This is a genomic window from Lysinibacillus sp. CTST325 (assembly GCF_054665055.1).
The window spans coordinates 101,757-121,712 of the sequence record NZ_BAAFHO010000006.1; the positions used below are offsets into that span (position 1 = coordinate 101,757).

The following is a 19,956-nucleotide window of genomic DNA, read 5'->3' on the forward strand; positions in this document are numbered from 1 at the left end:
CAAGACGTCTATAAAGCAAGTGGTGGTGTCACCAGCAAAGTACCCTCAATCATAAGCTGCTTCTGCTCATTATAAGAGTGTACCGATACAGTAATTGTATTTTGTAATTTATTTACTTCTGTTACCTCTAAAAGAGTATCAAATAATTCATAATGATAGAGCGGTTCTAAATATTTTATATGTTGCTCAATAATTCGTGCACCTGGTCCAGGAATATACTTTGACACAGCTGAAGTAATAATGCCATTTAACATGATTGTTGGTACGATTGGCTTTCGAAAAGGTGTCATCGCCGCATAATCATGTTGAATATAAAGCGGATTATTATCATTCGTAAGTCCTAAATAAAGCAGTAAATCCTTATCTTCTATCTTTTCGGTAATATGAATCTTCTCGCCAACTGTAATTTCATCAATAGTGAGACCAAGCTTACTGTTTTTTTGAAGCAAAAATACGCCAACCCCTTTTCTATCATATACCTTCATAGTATCAATTTTATTCCAAAAGTACAACGAAAAGCAGAATAACCATTTGATCTTCATTCGGCATCAAGAGGTGATTACCTCTTGAAAGCAACTCTTTAGTGCAGAACAAAACATTAAAAGAATTCATATAAGCCATTTACAAAATAATCATATTCGTTATCATCAATAATCTTTTCCCCATACCCTTCAAAAAAAATTTCTTTATCTATTTCATTTTCAAAGGCATTGGGTTTTGAGCGTATTGCCAATGATACGTCATATCTTGGGTCTCCATAAGCTCCGCTTCCCCAATCAATTACTCCTGTAATTACCCCGTTGTAGACTAAAACATTATCAATTGTAAAATCTCCGTGAATCAAAGTTTGTTTATAGAAGTTGGGTTTATTAGTTTTAATTTTTTCTAATAATTTTTCATCTCCATCCACTTCATAATTTTTCAAATTATATTCAGCTTGATTTAATATTTGGTCAATCCATTTTCCTTCATAAATTAACTCTTTTGGACAAGGGGTTGTATGGATTTGAAATAAGAGTGCACCAAAATTAAATATCAATTCTTGCCGTTTCTCTTCATTTTTCTCGGTGAATAAAGCAGTCCTTAGTGTTTCCCCCTTTAAAAACTCAAGGAGAGCCCAGGAATCCCTTTGGTTTTTTTGTTCAACAAATTTCTTCACTTTTGGAACAGGTAGTTTTGTTTGATTAGTCAAACAGTTTAATACAGATATTTCTTTATTTAACCAGGAACAAAATAATTCTCCCTTTGTCCTTTTTAGTGCATAAAACCCTTGGTTATTCTCAATTAACCCAACATCAGAGGTGTAACCTTGCCTTGGAAACCTTATAGAAATAATATTTTTAAGATATTCTTTTATTTCAATTGGAATTTCATCGATATGTATTGGTTGCATTGAGTACACCCCGTCTAATAAGCATTTTTACTATTTAATTCTTTCTCTATAATCATTATCCCTTCTTTAACTATAAATCAGAACTTCTATTACTGTTCATTACCTATTGCCGTATAAACAAGCCGTTTTCTTCAATAATCTCTTTACACTTATTAAAACCTATTATCGAATTAGAATAAATAGGAAACGACAAATCACAATTCCCTATTATCACTGTATCCAGTGAAGGAAAGAAAAAATCTGCGAAATATAGTTCAGTTACTGAGAGTTTCGTTAAAAAGACAAGGGCTTCCACGTCTCCTATTTTATAAATTCCCTTACTGCGGGAAAACAATTTTCGAAAGATGTTCGCCTTCGACCGATTTAAGCAACTTAATTTATATTTGAACGCTTCTTTACTCAAACCTTTTTTATAAATGTGTACATACACTCCATTCTCTTCTTTATGAAAAAGTTGCGTAAAAGTATCCAAGAAATTTGCACTGTACTTTAAATTATGGTTTTCTCCCAATAACTCAAATGCCTCTTCTTCAGTAAGAACACGATTGAATACGTCCATAATACCGATACGATTGTATAACTCATTTGGTTTTTCAAGAAGGTGAGTGTTAAATTTTTTATATTTTGAATGTAGGATATTGATTCCTTCGTTTGTTGCCAATGTTAATTTCATAATGTCACCTCGATGTTCACTTGTACTAACAAACTTTTTATCTTGTTTAACTAAGCTGCTCGGTTAGTTGAAGAAATATCCGCTGGCCCTTTACCAATTGTATACCGTAGCTCTTGTCAAACATTGATTATAATAATCTTCATTATGGGTTAGGCAGTATGCTAAGGATCCTAGATATTTCTAGATATTTCTAGATATTACCTATATCCATTTTCAGGTATCCCGTAATGAAATATCTCTTTTTGACGCTCTATTCATCCAACTCTTTGATGTCTCTATACACAAAAAAAATCGAGTAGGAATGAATCCCACTCGATTTCATAAACTCTTATTAAGCTAAAACTTTCATAACGTCGCGGACAGCCTCTGCCGATTTATCTAAAGCTGCTTTTTCATTGTCTGTTAAATCAAGCTCAAAGATTTTTTCTATACCATTTGCACCTAATAATGTCGGAACACCTAGATATAAATCATTGTAGCCATATTCGCCTTCTAAGTATGCAATAGATGGAAGTATACGTTTCTGGTCTTTAATGATAGCTTCCGCCATTTCAATAAGTGCCGCTGAAGGAGCATAATATGCAGAACCATTACCAAGGAGGTTAACGATTTCAGCGCCACCTTTACGTGTACGGTCTACAATCTCTTCAAGACGTTCTGCTGGAATTAATGATTCTAATGGAATACCACCAGCGAATGAGTAGCGAGTAAGCGGCACCATTGTATCACCATGACCACCTAACACAAAACCTGTGATGTCTTTTACCGAGATATTCAGTTCTTCAGCTACAAACGCACAGAAACGAGCCGTATCAAGTACACCTGATTGACCTATTACACGATTTTTAGGGAAGCCAGTTTCTTTGAATACTGTGTAAGTCATTGCATCAACTGGGTTTGTTAGAACAAGGATTGTTGCATTTGGTGAGTACTTAGCAATTTCCTTAGAAACTGCTTTCATTACATCTTGGTTAATTTGAACAAGATCGTCACGGCTCATACCTGGTTTACGTGCAACACCAGCAGTGATGATTACTACATCAGAATCTGCAGTATCTGCATAATTAGAAGTACCTTTAACATAAGAATCATAGCCTTGCACTGGTGCAGCTTCCCACATATCTAGAGCTTTACCTTTTGTCGGGTTTTCAGCTTGAGGAATATCCACTAACACTACATCACCAAGTTCTTTTTGAGCTGCTAAAAATGCTGCAGTAGCGCCAGTAAAACCGCTACCGATTACTGAGATTTTTTTTCGTTTCAGAGACATTCGAATACGCTCCTTTAAAATTAGGTTATATAATCAATTATGCCTCGGCATAATTGCGTCAGGAATCGGCTTTGTGCAAACACAAAGAACTCCTTTCCGATTCCGTGACATCCGCCGGAGGCTTCTTTCAGCGGGTGTTTAAACACCTGCTGAAAGAATTTAAAAAAGGGAGGAGAATAAATTCTCCTCCCTCGATTAAACAAGTTCATCGTAAATATTTTATTAAGCTAAGGTCAATAGAAATTTACATTTCACCCTAATTATATCGGCAGAACATACTTCCGCTTTAACTATAATTTCTATTTTAGAATAGAAAATTATAGGTTTTTGATTAATTCAGTAGCGAATTCTGAACATTTTACTTCTTTAGCGCCGTCCATTAAACGAGCAAAGTCGTAAGTTACAACTTTAGAAGAGATTGTTTTCTCTACAGATTTAGTAACCATGTCAGCTGCTTCTTGCCATCCTAAGTGTTCAAGCATTAATACACCTGAAAGTAATACTGAAGATGGGTTTACTTTATCTTGACCAGCATATTTTGGAGCTGTACCGTGAGTAGCTTCGAAGATCGCGTGTCCAGTTACATAGTTAATGTTTGCGCCTGGAGCGATACCGATACCACCAACTTGAGCAGCTAATGCGTCAGAGATATAGTCACCGTTTAAGTTCATTGTAGCAACTACGTCGAACTCAGTTGGACGAGTTAAGATTTGTTGTAAGAAGATATCAGCGATAGAATCTTTAACTAAGATTTTACCAGCTGCTAAAGCGTCAGCTTGTGCTTTGTTTGCTGCTTCTTCACCTTGTTCAGCTTTAATAGCATCATATTGGTTCCAAGTGAATGTTTGATCAGCAAATTCTTTTTCAGCTAATTCATAACCCCATTTTTTGAATCCACCTTCAGTGAATTTCATGATGTTACCTTTGTGTACTAAAGTAACAGATGGGCGTTTATGTTTAATAGCGTACTCGATAGCAGAACGTACTAAACGCTCAGTACCTTCTTTAGATACAGGTTTTACACCGATACCAGAAGTTTCTGGGAAGCGGATTTTGTTAACACCAAATTCAGTTTGTAAGAAGTTGATGATTTTTTGTGCTTGTTCAGAACCAGATTCGAATTCAATACCAGCGTAGATGTCTTCTGTGTTTTCGCGGAAGATAACCATTTCAACGTCTTCTGGACGTTTAACTGGAGAAGGTACTCCATCAAAGTGACGTACTGGACGTAAGCATACATATAGGTCAAGCTGTTGACGTAATGCTACGTTTAGAGAGCGGATACCACCACCGATTGGAGTAGTAAGAGGACCTTTGATTGCGATTAGGTATTCGTTAATTTTGTCTAAAGTTTCTTGCGGTAACCATTCACCAGTTTGGTTGAATGCTTTTTCACCAGCTAGAACTTCTAACCATTCGATTTTCTTTTCACCGTTGTAAGCTTTTTCTACTGCTGCGTCGATTACGCGTGATGCTGCAGCCCAAATATCTGGACCAATTCCGTCACCTTCGATGAAAGGAATCACTGGATTGTTTGGTACATTAAGTACGCCATTTTCAACTACAATTTTGTTTGACATTGATGTTGCCTCCTAAATTCATAATCATAGGACTGTGTTTCAGTAACACAGTCCCAAATATTCTAGCATATTTTCCGAATTAGCGCTCGCTGACTGGAACATATTTTTGCATGCCTGGTCCAACATACTCAGCACGTGGACGGATTAGGCGGTTGTTAGCATATTGCTCTAGAATATGAGCTACCCAACCAGAAGTACGTGATACTGCGAAAATTGGTGTGAATAGGTCATGATCAATACCTAAAGAATCATACACTGACGCAGAGAAGAAGTCTACGTTCGCAGGTAATTTCTTTTGTTCTACGATCATGTCATGGATTTTAACTGACATTTCATAAAGCTCTGGTTTACCAGTTAGCTCAGTTAATTTTTGTGACATTACACGTAAGTGTGGTGCACGTGGGTCGCCTTTGCGGTATACGCGGTGACCGAAGCCCATGATTTTTTCTTTGTTGTCTAATTTATTTTGAATATAAGATTCAACGTTTTCAAGTGAGCCGATTTCAGTTAACATTTTCATAACTTGCTCATTTGCACCACCATGAAGTGGTCCTTTTAATGCACCGATAGCTGCAGTTACACCAGAATAAACATCTGATAATGTAGCTACACATACACGTGCTGTGAATGTAGATGCATTTAATTCGTGATCAGCATGTAATACTAATGCTTTGTCGAATGCTTCCACTTCGATTGCTGCTGGCTCTTCACCTTTAAGCATGTATAAGAAGTTTGCTGCATATCCTAATTCTGGTTTTGGCGCAACTGGCTCTAAACCTTTACGAACACGCGCAAATGCAGTAACTACTGTAGCAATTTTAGCTTGTAAACGGATTGCTTTACGGTAGTTAGCTTCTGTATCCATAACATCCGCCTCTTCATCGAATACACCAAGTAAAGATACTGCAGTACGCAGTGCAGCCATTGGATGTACAGTTGAAAGTGGGTATGTTTTGAATTGATCCACAATTGCTTGTGGAATAGACATGTTGTCTGCCAATTGTTGTTTTAATTCAGCTAGCTCGTCCGCTTTTGGTAAACGAGTATGCCATAATAAATAAATTACCTCTTCGAATGACGCATTCTCTGCTAAATCATCAATGTTGTAACCAACATATGTAAGTGTGTCATCGATAATTGAACTGATTTTAGATTCCGCTGCTACGATACCTTCTAAACCTTTAGTTGCTGACATAAATTATCGCTCCCTCATAATATATTTTTTAGTGGTAAATGCAATTATTAGCTCGCATTTACGTTTTTTGCTCATATGAACCATTAAGTTAATCGCTTACATTGCTATTATAATCATTTTTGACAGCTTTGTGAATGAAAAACCTCCGAATAAAGAAAAAGGTGCACGAGCGATTATAAATAAGCTTTAAAGAGATTCTTTCACACATTTCAATATTAATTTATCATTTGAAACGGGGTGAATTTGTAAAAATGAGGAATATTAAATATTTTTCATACGAAAGAACTACAAGTATTTTATTTTTTATATTCTATTTGGTAATATTATGGTTCGTATTACCTGTATCGCTCGCGATTTTTTTGTCTTTTTCCACTTATCCTATCATAAAATTTCTTCATTCTTATTGTAGAATTACCTATTGGCTTGCAGCAATTATTGTAGAAGCACTTATATTAGCTTGCGTTTTTCTTCTCGTTATCATATCGATAAACAGTATTATTCTTGTCTTCCCTGAAATCAGAGATACATTACAAAATTTCCCGCTTTTCAATGAATACGAATCAATGTTCATCCAAGTTTTAAAGGAAAAATCGCTTTCTATTTTCGATTCAATCTTTTTATACACAGCTAATATTTTCCAACTATTCATGAAGCATGTAATTGAAGTATTTATATTCCTTGTTGCTTACTATTTCGCTCTACTGGAAACTCGCAAATCCCGATATTGGTTTTTTCAATATGTGCCAAAAAAATTCCGCAATGAATGGCAGAAGCATTTTTCTAAAATAATGCAGCTATTTCATTACTTTTTGTACGTGGAGTTTCAGCTATTCACGATTACACTGCTCATTCTTTGTGCGGGATTTATGATTCTCCAATTTGAACAAGCCATCATTAAAGCTTTTATAGTTGCATTTGCAGATGTGCTTCCGTTCTTTGGGATTGGCGTATTTCTTGTACCCATGAGCTTTTATTTTTACTTAAAAGGTAATACCTTTTTATGTGTAGCTATTTTACTTTTGTATCTCTTCGTTCAATTAACAAGGCAGCTAGCTGAATCCATGCTTTGGTCAAATACATTACAATTACGTACATTCCATACTTTTTTCATCAGTGCTGCCTCTATTTTATTATTTGGTTTTTACGGCATTTTATTGAGCCCTATATTTTTATTTTTAGCGGTTAAACTAAAGGATAATGCTATTTTTGAACGATGATAAATTGACCTTTTTTCATTTTTTTCCGCATCCAATAATAAAAGATTGGCTGGAACATTTTGCGAGAAAAAGGCATGAGCAGTAATAAACCAACAAGATCTGTTATAAAACCTGGTAATGCTAGAAGTACACCACCACTGAAATTTAATACTGTGTCAACTAATGCTGGCCCGGGAGCTTCTCCGCGTGCTATCGTATTTTTTACCTTTTGTACAGAATTCATACCTTTATTTTTCACTATATAAATACCTATAATACTTGTAGCGACTATAAGCAATAATGTATTTAGAACACCAATAATTTGACCCATTACTATTAATAACGCCAACTCGGCTAATGCATAGACAATGAAACCAAGAAAAACTTTTCTCATATTTTTCTCCTTTCTAGCTGAAAACGCTATACCTTTTATACGTTATTATAGCCCATTAAGTTTCATTAAAAAAATAATGAGTCCTATTTAAGGAGACGATGACGTTATTCTTTTTATAGTAAATCTCATTCCATGAGAGAAAAGGATCGATTTCAATTTGGTTAAATATTGTTTAAACTAGGCAAATTCAGCTCGTCACCATAACGTGGGGTTGATTTCCGTTCCGGCTGGGCGCTTTCCTGGGGGCGTCCGATGAGCCGCTTCACTCGCGTTGCTCGCTCCAGGGTCTCATCTGTGACGCTAATCCCCAAGGAGTCGCCCAGCCTCCACTCCTATCAACTTATACACACGACATACGTTTTAACAAAATGTCATCCCTAGATTTCGGTGATAAACCGCAAAATGCTATTTACTTCTTTATTATAAGAAAAGCTCTAGTACAATTATTTGCACTAGAGCTTTATATTATAGATTAAAGTACACTTGCATGCCCTTTGTAAATAACTCCTGTTTCAGCATCCATTGTAATTTCTTGACCGTGACGAATCAATGTAGTGGCTTCTTTTACTCCGACGATTACAGGGATACCAAGGCTTAGTCCTACAACTGCTGCATGACTTGTTAGCCCGCCCTCCTCCGTAATCAGACCAACACAATTTTCAAGTGCTGGCATCATATCACGATCTGAGCCAACTGTTACTATAATGCATCCGTCTGTATCATATGCTAGTGCCTCTGCTGCATTTTTTGCAACAACTGTTTTACCTACTACTGAAGCTTTACCAATTCCTTGACCACGTGCTAATAAATCTCCGATGATGTGTACTTTCATTAAGTTAGTAGTACCTGCTTCACCTACTGGTACACCTGCTGTAATGACAACTGCATCGCCGTGTGTTACAAAACCGTGCTTTAAGCTTTCATCAACAGCTAGCTCTAAAATTTCATCTGTTGTCGTAACTCGTTGACAAACAACTGGGTTTACACCCCAAACTAGTGTTAATGCGTGAGCTGTATTGGCAGAACCTGTTACAGCGACAATCGGTACACCAGGACGATATTTTGCAATCATTCTTGCTGTGTTACCACTTTCTGTTGGTGCTAGTACTGCCCTCACACCTAAGTTAATCGAAGTGTATGCTACAGCCTGAGAAATCGCCTCAGTCATATTTGCCTCTTTTTCACGACTACGTGTAGAAACGATTGCCTTATAGTCTAATGAATTTTCTGTACGCTGTGCGATTTTATTCATTGTTTGTACGGATTCTACTGGATAAAGCCCTGCTGCCGTTTCACCAGACAGCATAATTGCATCTGTACCATCGATAATTGCGTTTGCTACGTCACTAGCCTCTGCTCGTGTTGGACGTGGATTGCGCTGCATTGAATCTAACATTTGTGTAGCTGTAATAACTGGTTTACCTACTTGATTACATTTTAAAATTAATTTCTTTTGTACAAGCGGTACTTCTTCTGCCGGGATTTCAACACCTAGGTCACCACGTGCTACCATTAATCCATCTGAAACTAAGATGATTTCATCGATATTATCGACACCCTCTTGGTTTTCGATTTTCGGGATAATTTGAATGTGGTTACCGCCATTTTGTTCAAGTAATTCTCGAATTTCTAGTACATCCTTTGCTCGACGAACGAACGAGGCTGCAATAAAATCAACACCTTGTTTAATACCGAATAGAATGTCCTGTGCATCTTTTTCTGTAATTCCAGGAAGCTGTACAGAAACACCCGGTACGTTAACACCCTTTTTATTTTTTAAGACACCCGCATTTTCAACAATCGTATGAATAAGGCCTTTTTCCATATCTTTTGCTAATACACGTAATTGAATAAGTCCATCATCTAATAAAATAATAGAGTTTTGCTCAACGTCCTCGATTAAACGATCGTACGTTACAGAGAAGCTTGACTCAGTTCCTTCAACTTCAGTCATTGAAATATCAATTACTTGCCCTGCTGCTAAATGCAATTCTCCGTTTTTCATATTATGCGTACGAATTTCGGGACCTTTTGTGTCGAGTAAAATCCCAACTGGTTTCCCTAATTTTTGTGCTACTTCACGAATTAAATTAATACGTACTTCGTGCTCCTCATGAGAACCATGCGAAAAGTTTAAGCGGGCAACATTCATACCTGCTTCAATTAGTTTCTCTAAAACTTCTGGTGACTCACTTGCTGGACCAATTGTACATACGATTTTTGTTTTTCTCATTTTCTGCCCACTCCGTTTTATAACAAATTATATTGATAGTTCTTTCATTAAAGTATATAAGCTTACATCTGCCTCATGATTTTTTTCGAAAGCTTCAGGCATATCATAGTCAATAACTTGATGATTGCGGATACCTACCGCCCTGCCAGACTTTCCTTCCATTAGCAATTCAACTGCATGTGCACCGAATTGACTCGCTAGAACACGATCACGCGCAGTTGGTGAACCGCCGCGTTGGATATGTCCAAGAACAGAAACACGCGTTTCTTTTCCTGTTTTTTCATATAATAGTTTTGCCAATTCATTACCAGACATAACACCCTCAGCAACTATAATAATGCTATGCTTTTTCCCGCGAGCTGCTCCACGGTCTAAGCGTGCCACAATTTCATCCAAATTATAATCTTCTTCTGGAATTAAAACTGTTTCAGCCCCAGCTGCAAGACCTGCCCATAAAGCAATGTCCCCTGCATCTCGCCCCATTACCTCAACTATAAAGGAATTTTCATGGGAAGTTGCTGTATCGCGGATTTTATCAATTGATTCCACGACCGTATTTAGTGCAGTATCGAATCCTATAGTATACTCGGTTCCAGGTACGTCGTTATCAATTGTTCCTGGTACGCCAACAACAGGAAAGCCTTTTTTCACTAAATCCATAGCTCCACGGTAAGAACCATCACCACCAATAACGACTAGTCCTTCAATGCCAGCTTCACGCATATTATCAATACCTCGCTGCTGAACAGCGTCTTCTTTAAACTCAGGACATCTTGCTGAATTTAAATGTGTACCACCACGTTGAATAATGCCACCTACTGAACCTAAATCGAGATTTTCCATATTACCTTTTATTAAGCCGTCATAGCCATGCTTAATTCCGACAACATCAATTCCATGATATGCTGCTTTACGAACAACTGCACGAATGGCTGCATTCATTCCTGGTGCATCTCCACCACTTGTTAATACGGCAATTTTTTTCATTGTCGAACCTCCTGCAGATACTATTATTATTCACATTAACATGAAAAAACAAACTATGTAAGGGTTCTGAGGCTAGAAAAACATAACTTTTACATAAAAAATAAAAAGAATGCGCTTTCACACACTCTTTCTATTCGAAAATATCCGAATTTTAACATTCATTCAATATATTTTCATTATTTTTATACACTATTCACTCTTAGTTTTTCATTAATGTAAAACACAATTTTTAACTATTTTCGAGCAAATTTACATATCCAAAAACCTAAAACTGTAATTTAAGCTTCTGTATATTGTCCAATCTTTCTGAATTTCTCATAACGGTCTTCAATTAATTGTTCGCCATTTAAAGAATTCAATGCTTTTAGTGTGTCGCTTATGCATTCTTTTATATAAAGTGCTTGCTTCGCTACATTGCGATGAGCTCCACCTGTTATTTCAGGGATAATTCCATCGATAACGCCAAGCTCTTTTAAGTCAGGTGCTGTTATACGCATTGCTTCTGCCGCTTGCTTTCCTAGGCTACCATCACGCCATAAAATCGATGCAGCTCCTTCAGGTGAGATAACCGAATACGTTGAGTTTTCTAACATAAAGACACGATTCGCTACACCTAATGCAATTGCACCTCCACTACCGCCTTCTCCAATAACAATACTAATAACTGGCACTGTTAAGCCGGCCATTTCAACTAGATTTCTGGCAATCGCTTCACTTTGACCACGTTCCTCAGCAGCCTTACCGGGATAAGCACCTTTCGTATCAATAAAACAAATAATTGGTCGCTTAAATTTTTCGGCCTGCTTCATTAAACGTAATGCCTTACGATATCCTTCTGGATGTGGCATACCAAAATTCCGACGAATGTTTTCTTTAGTTGATTTTCCGCGTTGGTGTCCAACAATTGTTACTGGCTGACCTTCAAAAAGAGCAATTCCTCCAAGGATAGCCGCATCATCACCAAACGTACGATCACCATGTAACTCAATAAAGTTTTCACACATAGCCTCTATATATTGTAATGTCGTTGGTCGTTCTGGATGTCTAGCAACCTGTACACGATCCCACGGCTTCATATTAGCATAAATGGATTGTTCTAACTGTATTAGACGTGTTTCTAACGTTTCGATTTCGCCTGTCATATCTACATCTGCATCGGCAGCAATCATTTTTAACTCATCAATTTTTTCACGTAATTGTACTACTGGTTCTTCAAAAGCTAAATTTTTAGACATGTTGCACGCCGCCTTTCGTATGCATTTTTACAAGCACTGCTACTTGGTTTCGTAAATCTTTTCGATGGAAGATGGCATCAAGCTGACCATGAGCTAATAAAAATTCTGCCGTTTGGAAATCACTTGGCAGTTTTTCTCTTACTGTTTCTTCAATGACACGGCGACCAGCAAAGCCAATCAATGCTTGTGGTTCCGCAATATTAATATCTCCAACAGAGGCAAAGCTTGCCGAAACGCCACCTGTTGTAGGATGCGTCAAGATAGAAATAAACAATAGTCCTTCATCGCTATGGCGTTTTAATGCCACACTCGTTTTTGCCATTTGCATTAATGATAGAATACCTTCTTGCATGCGCGCTCCACCACTAGCCGTAAAGATAATAAATGGTAGACGTAATTCAGTAGCTTTTTCAACGGCGAGTGTGATTTTTTCTCCGACAACTGAGCCCATTGAGCCCATACGGAAATGAGAATCCATAATTGCTACAACAATTTCTTCTCCGTCCAAGGTACCTAACCCAGTCAGCACAGCTTCGCTTAATCCAGTTTTTTGTTGATCCGCTGCAATTTTTTCTACATAAGCAGGGAAATTAAGTGGGTTACTTGTTTGTAAATGATCGTCCATTGAAACAAATGAACCTTCATCTAAGAAATCTACTACGCGCTCTTGCGCTGTCATTTTGAAATGATGGTCACATTTTGAACATACTTTATGATTTTTTTCTAATTCCTTCGTTAATTGAATATGACGGCATTCTGGACATTTTGTCATAAGTCCTTCTGGAAATCCCTTTTCTTGTCCATCCTCTTTCTTTTTAGTAAATAGGCTGCGAATTGCCATGTTTGACTCCCCCTTTGTTGTCTAATTACTTCGTACAGTCTTCATCCACTGCTCGTAAGCATTTAATGCTTCTCTTTCAAAGCCTAGCTGCATCGATTTCAACATAGTTTGAATGATTAATTTTTCTTCTTCTGTTGAGTTTCGATTTAAACGGTCACCGTCATAAACTGCTAACTGAAACCATACTTTTAGTGAAAGACGATTTCCTGACGTGATTATTATTTCCCGTAAAACATCCAGACAATTAATCGTACCTTCTATCTCTAGTTTTACAAAAAAACTGTCCCACACAGGTAGTGTTCGCAGAGTCTCTGTACAACTTATTACGCGAATAGCTTCCTTTTCATGAATTTGTCGCGTTAATTCGACATCCTTTTTTGATTTTTCATCTTCTAATATAAACATCGACAGTATTTCTACGAGCTGATGCTTTTGTGTGGAAGCTAGGAATGTACCTCCCCCATGTTTCGTTTCAATAAGACCTAACAATTCTAAGCTTCGCAATGCCTCTCTCACGGAGGATCGCCCGACACCTAGACGTTCTGAAAGGACTCGTTCGGAAGGGAGCTTTTCACCAGCCTGTATTTTTTCCGTTTTAATAAGTTGTCGTAATTGCTGGACGATATCTAAAAACACTTTCTTTTGTTCGGTTTTTTTATCCATACGATCAACTCCTCGTTCAATCAATTTCACCTTGGCCTAATTGTTGCTGTCGCTTCGCTTTCACACAGAAAACATTTGTTGCTGTCGCTTCGCTTTCGCACAGAAAACATTTGTTGCTGTCGCTTCGCTTTCGCTCAGATAAACAATGCGTCCAAAGGCTTTATCTTTATTCAGAAAGTATTTGGATACCTAACTAAATCCACCACCTTCAGAAGATGGAGTCTTCTACTGAATGAAGATAAAAGTGGTCTGGCCACTTTTCAACATTGACTCTAGCTTACAAAATAATTATTAAAAAGTAAAGAAAAAACTGCATAAAAAAATTATGCAGTTTCTAAAATTTCCTTCAATTTCACATTCTTTTCGTCGTCTGTGCATGTTTTACTTTCACTTGAGGTTTACCAAAGCGTTTTTCAAGCGTTCCCTCAATGTAAAGCAATTCATCTTCTAGTAACAGCTCTTGAACAAGATGAAAAACTTGCGGGAATAAAGTTACAGATACCGTTCCAAACTCATCCTGAAGCTGCACAAAGGCCATTTGCTCACCTTTTTTTGTGCGTATTTTTTTTACTTCTTCTATTACGCCAATCATTTTTACATACGTTCCCTCACGAGCATGCTTCAACTCTCGGCACGTACTATTTACTTCATTCCAAAAAACTCTTTCCTCTGAGACCGGATGTGCAGAAATATAAAAGCCAAGACTTTCCTTTTCATGAAGTAATTTTTCCTTTTGTGGCATCACTTCCGCTTCCATATACTTCGGCTTACCAAAACTAAAGGTAGTAGCCGATTCTATATCAATATCCTCAGTCGGTCTTAGCAGTTCAGCATGCTTTAAGGCTGCCTCCAATGTTGCTATTAGGACAGCACGATCTTTACCTATATAATCGAGAGCTCCAGCAAAAATTAAAGATTCCATTACTTTTGGTTTAAAATGCTGTGCACTTAAAGCAACTGCCAAGTCAAATAGATTATCAAATGCTTCTGCATTCGTTTGGCGTAAGGCATTCACTGTCTCTATAAATGTATGAGGCACTCCCTTTATTCCTGATAAACTATAGCGAATTCCATCCTTTTCAACAGTAAAAAATTTTGTACTCTGTTTTAATGACGGTGGATAAAATGGAATCCCCTTCTCTTTCGCCTCACTCACAACCTGTAGGATTTTCTCCACATTTCCTGTTGCATTTGATAAAAGTGCTGTATAAAAGCTTTGTGGGAAATGTGCTTTTAAATAAGCCATTTGGTAGGAAATAACGCTATATGCGACAGCATGGCTTTTAGGGAAACCATAGTCTGCAAAGCGCACAATTAATGCATACACTTCTTCTGCCACATGAATGTCAAAGCCTTGCTTCATTGCTCCCTTTACAAATGCGGCACGTTGCTCTTCTAATACTTGACGATTTTTCTTACTTACCGCCCGACGCAGTAAGTCCGCCTGTCCCATCGTAAAACCAGCCATCACCGAAGCAATTTGCATAATTTGTTCTTGATAAACTATGACACCAAACGTCTCGCGTAAAATGGGCTCTAAAGCTGGATGTGGCATAGTAACCGATTCCCTTCCTGCTTTTCGTCTTGCATATACAGGAATAAAATCCATCGGACCAGGGCGATATAACGCGTTGACTGCCACTATATCTAAAAAATGATTTGGATGAATATCACGTAATGCTTGCTTCATCCCTTCCGATTCTAGTTGGAAAATCCCTAATGTATCACCCATTTGAAGAAGTTGAAATGTCTTTTCATCTTGCATTGGAATAAGCTCGAACTCTATCCAAGGACCACCTGCTTTATAAATCGACCAACGTATCTGCTCTAAAATTGTCAGGTTGCGCAAACCTAAAAAATCCATTTTGACAAGTCCACTAGCTTCTACATCTCCCATCGGCCATTGCGTACAATATATTCCATCATGTCCTTCTTCAATCGGTATCGTATTGACTAATGGTGAGGGTGACAGCACAATACCAGCGGCATGAGTAGAAGAATTTCTTGGCAACCCTTCAAGTTTTAACGCCACTTCAAACCAATGACGATGTTTTTCATCCTCGGTTAGCCAGCCTTGTAAACCTTGTGATTCGGCCAGTGCTTTTTGCAATGTTATCCCTGGTTTATTCGGAATCATTTTTGAGATTTTCTCCAATGTTTCAGCGTCAAAACCAAAAACACGGGCAACATCTCTAGCAACTGCCTTAGCAGATAAAGTGCCAAACGTAATAATTTGCGCTACATTCGTCTTTCCATATTTCTGAGCGACATATTGGATGACTTTTTGTCTTTTACTGTCGACAAAATCGATATCTATATCTGGCAGAGTAACACGTTCAGGGTTTAAAAATCGTTCAAATAATAAGCCGTAAACTAATGGATCTACTTGCGTAATAGATAAGCTATAAGCCACAAGAGAACTCGCCGATGAACCACGACCAGGACCTGTTAAAATACGATTTTCTTTAGCAAAGCGCATGAAATCTGCAACAATTAAAAAATAATCTGCAAAGCCCATTGAACAAATAATTTCAAGCTCATATTGAAGTCGCTCCCGATAAACTTGAGGAATTTCAGTTTGCTTTAAACGTTCTGCCAATCCTGCAAAAACCTCTTTGACAAGTAAGCTTTCGGCTGTTTCACCTGTTGGTACAGGAAATTTAGGCATTTGTACGTGCATTTCAGGAATTTCCGCCGTACAGCTAGCTAGCATCGTCGCACTAGACTCAAGCCATTCTGGATGATCAGCAAACCAACTTTGCCATTCCTCTTTCGTTGGAGCGAAATAACCTTGTAAATGAGTTGGTAACATTGTACCAGTAATCTTGTCTCCTGAATCTATCGCTCTTGCAACCTCAAAGGCAAAATGATCTTCTAGACGTAAAAAATAGCAGCTCTGAGAGGCAACCAGTGTTATGTTCATAGTTTCACACCATGCTACATACGTTTCTTCTTTTTCAGCTATCATCCCTGCAGGTCTTGCTATACCCATAAATAACCGGTTACCAAATACCTTGTTTAGAGCACTTGCAACTTCTGTCCAATTCTCAATTTCTATTAAGTTATCCGAAGAAAGTAATGCCACACAGCCCGCTGCATATCCTTCAAGCCATTTCCAAGGAAGTGCATCGTCCTCTCGAATTGAAACTGCGCTACTAATCTTTAAAAGATGCTGGTAGCCTTCTTGGGTCTGAGCATAGAGCACAAGCGGAACTTTTCTTTCTTGCCACTGTACATTTATCGTGAGCCCTAATACAGCATGAATATTCGCTTGCTGCAATGCTTTACAAAAAGGCAAAAGCCCGTACAATTTTGAATTGACGATTGCACAGGCCTGAGTATTTTGCTCTTGTAAAAAAGGGATCAATTGTTCAAGCCGAATCGTACTTTTCAATAAATCCGCACTCGTATGCATTTTCGTGTATACATGTGTCAAATGAATCCCTTCCTTTCTAAGTTTTGATTAATAAAGCAACCAGTTTATTGATACGCCTTACAAATTTCCTGTAATCGTGTTATAACACGCCCTGCTTCTTCCCATGAGTAAGCTGTAGCCCCAGATGCAAGCGGATGCCCTCCACCGTTAAATTCCTTCGCCAAAGTGTTAATGATAGGGCCTTTTGAACGTAAACGCACACGAATTTGATCGGCCTCTTCAATGAAGACCACCCATGCACAAATACCTTTCACACTTCCAAGACAACCGACTAACAAGGACGCCTCTGACGGTACAACCTGGAATCCTGCTAGCAATTCCTTTGTTAGCTTGATATGTGCTGCTCCATACTCATCCATTTTGAAATTTTGATAAATATAGCCCTGTAAATTTAATAGCTTTTGATCCATTTCATACATTCCATCGAAAATTTGATTTCGATCAAAATTATATGTAATAAGCTCTCCTGCAATTTTAAACGTTTTTACAGTCGTACTAGGGAATTGGAAACGCCCTGTATCCCCTACAATACCAGCAAATAATAATCTAGCGGAGGCATCAGATAATTTCCAGTTTGCTACTTGTTTTCCTTCTTCAAAAAGCTCATAAATCATTTCACTACAAGAGCTCGCATTCGTATCCACCCAAAGTAAATCACCATACGGATCATCATTTGGATGGTGATCTATTTTAATGATCATTTTACCTTTTGTATAGCGTTGATCGTCTACACGTTCAGTATTAGCCGTATCTGTCACAATAACTAAAGCATCGTCGTATATATCATCCGTAATGGAATCTGGATTTGCTAAAAATGATAAAGATTCATCATGCTCACCTACAGCAAAAACCTTCTTTTCCGGATAATTTGCTAAAATAAGCTCTTTTAACCCTTGCTGAGATCCATACGCGTCTGGATCTGGACGCACATGGCGATGAATAATGATTGTTTCATATGAAGCAATTGTGTCGATGATTTGTCTTTTCAAATTAATTTCCCCCAAAATGATAGTAATAACCGTTAGCATTTTTCTTTAATTATCGTTACAATAATGACTAGTTATGCTAGGAGGTTTACTATGCTCAATTTAATATTTGTGTTTGCAATAATCATATCATTTGTTTTTTATTTTTATTTTAAAACAAAACAGTTCCGTTCTTCATTACCAATCGCTAAAAATTGGTACAAAAGTAAAGCTAATGTGAGTTTCGGTGCATTTATTCTTTTATTCGGTTTAAACCAAGCCTATTTATTCCCTGGGTTATATACATTTATTATTGTAGCAATTCTTGTCGTTTTAGGCATCTTTGTTGTTATGGAAAATATTAAAAGGGTTCGTCACTACGGTCAATTTGTTGACGAGGAGTACCGAATTAACCAATAAATAATCAATTTTGCCTCCGGCGAGTGCCGCTGAAAGAAGTGAAAGGGACGGTCTAGCATTTACCCTAGACCATCCCTTTTTGTGTTTTCTTAACGTTCCAGTAGTTGGAACATCATCATAGCCTTCCCAACAAGTATTTGTTGATTAAACACTTCGAAGTCCATTTTCACAAACTTACGACTCATGTCTAATATTCGAGGCTTTACAGTAAGTGTACTTTCCATTTGCACAGGCTTGATGAAATAAATCGTCATGTTTTCGGCAACTGCATCCCCACGTTTACGGCGCTTTAATGCGAATGAGCCAACTTCCGCTAACAAAGTTGTAAATGCTCCATAAGAAATTGCCCCATATTGGTTGGTCATTTGTGGTGTTACTTTAAATTCTACGATTAATTCTTCATCGCCAAGTACCTTCATCTCGTTTTTCACTAAATCATCAATCGTTTCACCATGCTGTGGTTGTCTTTGAGCAAGCTGAAGCGCTTTTAGTACATCTTGACGACTAATCACACCTTGCAAAATATTGTCATCATCAACAATTGGTAATAGGTCAATCCCTTCCCAAATCATACGATGTCCTGCAGAAGCAACGCTCATTTTCATCGATCCAGCAATCGGATTTTTTGTCATTACCTTATCAATAAGCTCGTTTTCTTCTCGACCAATAACGTCTTTTACGGTAATCATCCCAACAAGCTTATTGTTTGCTGTAACAACAGGAAATGCACCATGAGTTGTTCGTTCATTTAGCTTTTGGAAATGATGAATTGTTTCATCATTTCGAAGAACAGAAGTATCCGTCATCGGCACAAAAATATCTTCAATAAATAAAATATCTTTTTTGATTAACTGGTCATAAATTGCACGGTTAATCATTGTTGCCACAGTAAAGGTATCGTAGCTTGTTGAAATGATCGGTAAGTCCAAGGAATCTGCCAGCAACTTGTTTTCCTCAGTTGTATCAAAGCCCCCTGTAATTAAAACAGCGGCACCAGCTCGAAGTGCATTTTCATGTGCTTTTATACGGTTACCAACGATGAGCAAGCTCCCTGCATCTGTATAACGCATCATATCTTCTAATTGCATGGCTCCAATAACAAATTTCGTTAACGTTTTATGTAGACCTGTTTTTCCACCTAAAACTTGGCCGTCTATAATGTTAACTATTTCAGCGAAGGTTAATCGCTCAATATTTTCTTTCTTTTTCTTTTCAATACGAATTGTTCCAACACGTTCAATAGAGCTAACTAAACGGCGATTTTCCGCTTCTTTAATGGCACGGTATGCCGTTCCTTCACTCACCTGCATTTCCTTTGCAATTTGACGTACTGAAATTTTATCACCCACAGGTAATGATTCGATGTATTGTAAAATTCTCTCATGTTTTGTAGACAAAATATCACCTATTTCTCAAGCATCAAATTCTGCTCTTAGTGTACCATATTTTTTATAAAAATATTTAATATAAAGTGA

18 protein-coding genes are annotated in these 19,956 nt (G+C 37.6%); 3 read left to right on the forward strand and 15 right to left on the reverse strand.

Translation table 11 applies throughout. The features are described 5' to 3' along the window. Positions 1-8: 8 nt before the first annotated feature. The 6 genes from ACYQ73_RS15525 to citZ form a co-directional block, all read right to left on the reverse strand. Positions 9-449, reverse strand: a complete 441-nt coding sequence (locus ACYQ73_RS15525; protein WP_460013438.1) for a MaoC/PaaZ C-terminal domain-containing protein — start codon at positions 447-449, stop codon at positions 9-11. Positions 450-598: 149 nt separating this feature from the next. Beyond that, a complete protein-coding gene (locus ACYQ73_RS15530) occupies positions 599-1,393 on the reverse strand; it encodes a phosphotransferase family protein (RefSeq protein WP_460013321.1) in 795 nt (264 codons plus the stop codon). A gap of 103 nt (positions 1,394-1,496) precedes the next feature. After that, positions 1,497-2,066, reverse strand: coding sequence for a hypothetical protein (locus tag ACYQ73_RS15535; RefSeq protein ID WP_460013322.1), 570 nt, complete (start codon positions 2,064-2,066; stop codon positions 1,497-1,499). A gap of 331 nt (positions 2,067-2,397) precedes the next feature. Further along, entirely contained in the window at positions 2,398-3,336 is a 939-nt protein-coding gene (gene mdh, locus ACYQ73_RS15540; RefSeq protein ID WP_460013323.1) for a malate dehydrogenase, read from the reverse strand. 317 nt (positions 3,337-3,653) lie between these two features. Continuing rightward, positions 3,654-4,916, reverse strand: coding sequence for an NADP-dependent isocitrate dehydrogenase (gene icd / locus ACYQ73_RS15545; RefSeq protein ID WP_460013324.1), 1,263 nt, complete (start codon positions 4,914-4,916; stop codon positions 3,654-3,656). Positions 4,917-4,995: 79 nt separating this feature from the next. Next, complete coding sequence (citZ, locus tag ACYQ73_RS15550) at positions 4,996-6,111, reverse strand: citrate synthase (RefSeq protein WP_370075677.1); 1,116 nt, start codon at positions 6,109-6,111, stop codon at positions 4,996-4,998. Between the two features lie 251 nt (positions 6,112-6,362). Between citZ and ACYQ73_RS15555 the strand changes: the two genes are divergently transcribed. Then, a complete protein-coding gene (locus ACYQ73_RS15555; protein WP_460013325.1) occupies positions 6,363-7,328 on the forward strand; it encodes an AI-2E family transporter in 966 nt (321 codons plus the stop codon). On the opposite strand, the gene ACYQ73_RS15560 is transcribed toward ACYQ73_RS15555, so the two are convergent. Continuing rightward, entirely contained in the window at positions 7,312-7,701 is a 390-nt protein-coding gene (locus tag ACYQ73_RS15560; protein ID WP_460013326.1) for an FxsA family protein, read from the reverse strand. The genes ACYQ73_RS15555 and ACYQ73_RS15560 overlap by 17 nt on opposite strands. 252 nt (positions 7,702-7,953) lie before the next feature. Here ACYQ73_RS15560 and ACYQ73_RS15565 point away from each other — a divergent pair, with 252 nt between their 5' ends. Next, positions 7,954-8,082 (forward strand): hypothetical protein, encoded by a 129-nt coding sequence (locus ACYQ73_RS15565; RefSeq protein WP_460013327.1) that lies wholly within the window; start codon positions 7,954-7,956, stop codon positions 8,080-8,082. Between the two features lie 91 nt (positions 8,083-8,173). Here ACYQ73_RS15565 and pyk read toward each other — a convergent pair whose 3' ends face one another. The 7 genes from pyk to ACYQ73_RS15600 all read right to left on the reverse strand — a co-directional run bounded on the left by pyk (position 8,174) and on the right by ACYQ73_RS15600 (position 18,085). Next, complete coding sequence (pyk, locus tag ACYQ73_RS15570; RefSeq protein ID WP_460013328.1) at positions 8,174-9,934, reverse strand: pyruvate kinase; 1,761 nt, start codon at positions 9,932-9,934, stop codon at positions 8,174-8,176. A gap of 27 nt (positions 9,935-9,961) precedes the next feature. Continuing rightward, positions 9,962-10,921 (reverse strand): 6-phosphofructokinase, encoded by a 960-nt coding sequence (pfkA, locus tag ACYQ73_RS15575; protein WP_460013329.1) that lies wholly within the window; start codon positions 10,919-10,921, stop codon positions 9,962-9,964. A 278-nt stretch (positions 10,922-11,199) separates the two neighbouring features. After that, entirely contained in the window at positions 11,200-12,156 is a 957-nt protein-coding gene (locus tag ACYQ73_RS15580) for an acetyl-CoA carboxylase carboxyltransferase subunit alpha (protein ID WP_460013330.1), read from the reverse strand. Then, positions 12,149-12,997 (reverse strand): acetyl-CoA carboxylase, carboxyltransferase subunit beta, encoded by an 849-nt coding sequence (gene accD, locus ACYQ73_RS15585; RefSeq protein ID WP_460013331.1) that lies wholly within the window; start codon positions 12,995-12,997, stop codon positions 12,149-12,151. Before accD ends, ACYQ73_RS15580 begins: the two co-directional genes overlap by 8 nt. 21 nt (positions 12,998-13,018) lie before the next feature. Further along, complete coding sequence (locus ACYQ73_RS15590; protein ID WP_460013332.1) at positions 13,019-13,660, reverse strand: FadR/GntR family transcriptional regulator; 642 nt, start codon at positions 13,658-13,660, stop codon at positions 13,019-13,021. Between the two features lie 352 nt (positions 13,661-14,012). Next, complete coding sequence (gene dnaE, locus ACYQ73_RS15595; protein WP_460013333.1) at positions 14,013-17,096, reverse strand: DNA polymerase III subunit alpha; 3,084 nt, start codon at positions 17,094-17,096, stop codon at positions 14,013-14,015. A gap of 44 nt (positions 17,097-17,140) precedes the next feature. Then, the gene (locus ACYQ73_RS15600; RefSeq protein WP_460013334.1) at positions 17,141-18,085 is read right to left on the reverse strand and encodes a DHH family phosphoesterase; all 945 of its coding nucleotides are present in this window, start codon (positions 18,083-18,085) and stop codon (positions 17,141-17,143) included. A gap of 90 nt (positions 18,086-18,175) precedes the next feature. Between ACYQ73_RS15600 and ACYQ73_RS15605 the strand changes: the two genes are divergently transcribed. After that, positions 18,176-18,481, forward strand: coding sequence for a YtpI family protein (locus tag ACYQ73_RS15605; RefSeq protein WP_460013335.1), 306 nt, complete (start codon positions 18,176-18,178; stop codon positions 18,479-18,481). Between the two features lie 89 nt (positions 18,482-18,570). On the opposite strand, the gene ACYQ73_RS15610 is transcribed toward ACYQ73_RS15605, so the two are convergent. Next, a complete protein-coding gene (locus ACYQ73_RS15610) occupies positions 18,571-19,878 on the reverse strand; it encodes a DRTGG domain-containing protein (protein WP_460013336.1) in 1,308 nt (435 codons plus the stop codon). Positions 19,879-19,956: the final 78 nt, after the last annotated feature.

Bases quoted from the DNA above. Each gene is read 5' to 3' on its own strand.
- ACYQ73_RS15530 (WP_460013321.1), bottom strand. From the start codon at position 1,393: ATGCAACCAATACATATCGATGAAATTCCAATTGAAATAAAAGAATAT.
- ACYQ73_RS15535 (WP_460013322.1), bottom strand. From the start codon at position 2,066: ATGAAATTAACATTGGCAACAAACGAAGGAATCAATATCCTACATTCA.
- mdh (WP_460013323.1), bottom strand. From the start codon at position 3,336: ATGTCTCTGAAACGAAAAAAAATCTCAGTAATCGGTAGCGGTTTTACT.
- icd (WP_460013324.1), bottom strand. From the start codon at position 4,916: ATGTCAAACAAAATTGTAGTTGAAAATGGCGTACTTAATGTACCAAAC.
- citZ (WP_370075677.1), bottom strand. From the start codon at position 6,111: ATGTCAGCAACTAAAGGTTTAGAAGGTATCGTAGCAGCGGAATCTAAA.
- ACYQ73_RS15555 (WP_460013325.1), top strand. From the start codon at position 6,363: ATGAGGAATATTAAATATTTTTCATACGAAAGAACTACAAGTATTTTA.
- ACYQ73_RS15560 (WP_460013326.1), bottom strand. From the start codon at position 7,701: ATGAGAAAAGTTTTTCTTGGTTTCATTGTCTATGCATTAGCCGAGTTG.
- ACYQ73_RS15565 (WP_460013327.1), top strand. From the start codon at position 7,954: ATGAGCCGCTTCACTCGCGTTGCTCGCTCCAGGGTCTCATCTGTGACG.
- pyk (WP_460013328.1), bottom strand. From the start codon at position 9,934: ATGAGAAAAACAAAAATCGTATGTACAATTGGTCCAGCAAGTGAGTCA.
- pfkA (WP_460013329.1), bottom strand. From the start codon at position 10,921: ATGAAAAAAATTGCCGTATTAACAAGTGGTGGAGATGCACCAGGAATG.
- ACYQ73_RS15580 (WP_460013330.1), bottom strand. From the start codon at position 12,156: ATGTCTAAAAATTTAGCTTTTGAAGAACCAGTAGTACAATTACGTGAA.
- accD (WP_460013331.1), bottom strand. From the start codon at position 12,997: ATGGCAATTCGCAGCCTATTTACTAAAAAGAAAGAGGATGGACAAGAA.
- ACYQ73_RS15590 (WP_460013332.1), bottom strand. From the start codon at position 13,660: ATGGATAAAAAAACCGAACAAAAGAAAGTGTTTTTAGATATCGTCCAG.
- ACYQ73_RS15605 (WP_460013335.1), top strand. From the start codon at position 18,176: ATGCTCAATTTAATATTTGTGTTTGCAATAATCATATCATTTGTTTTT.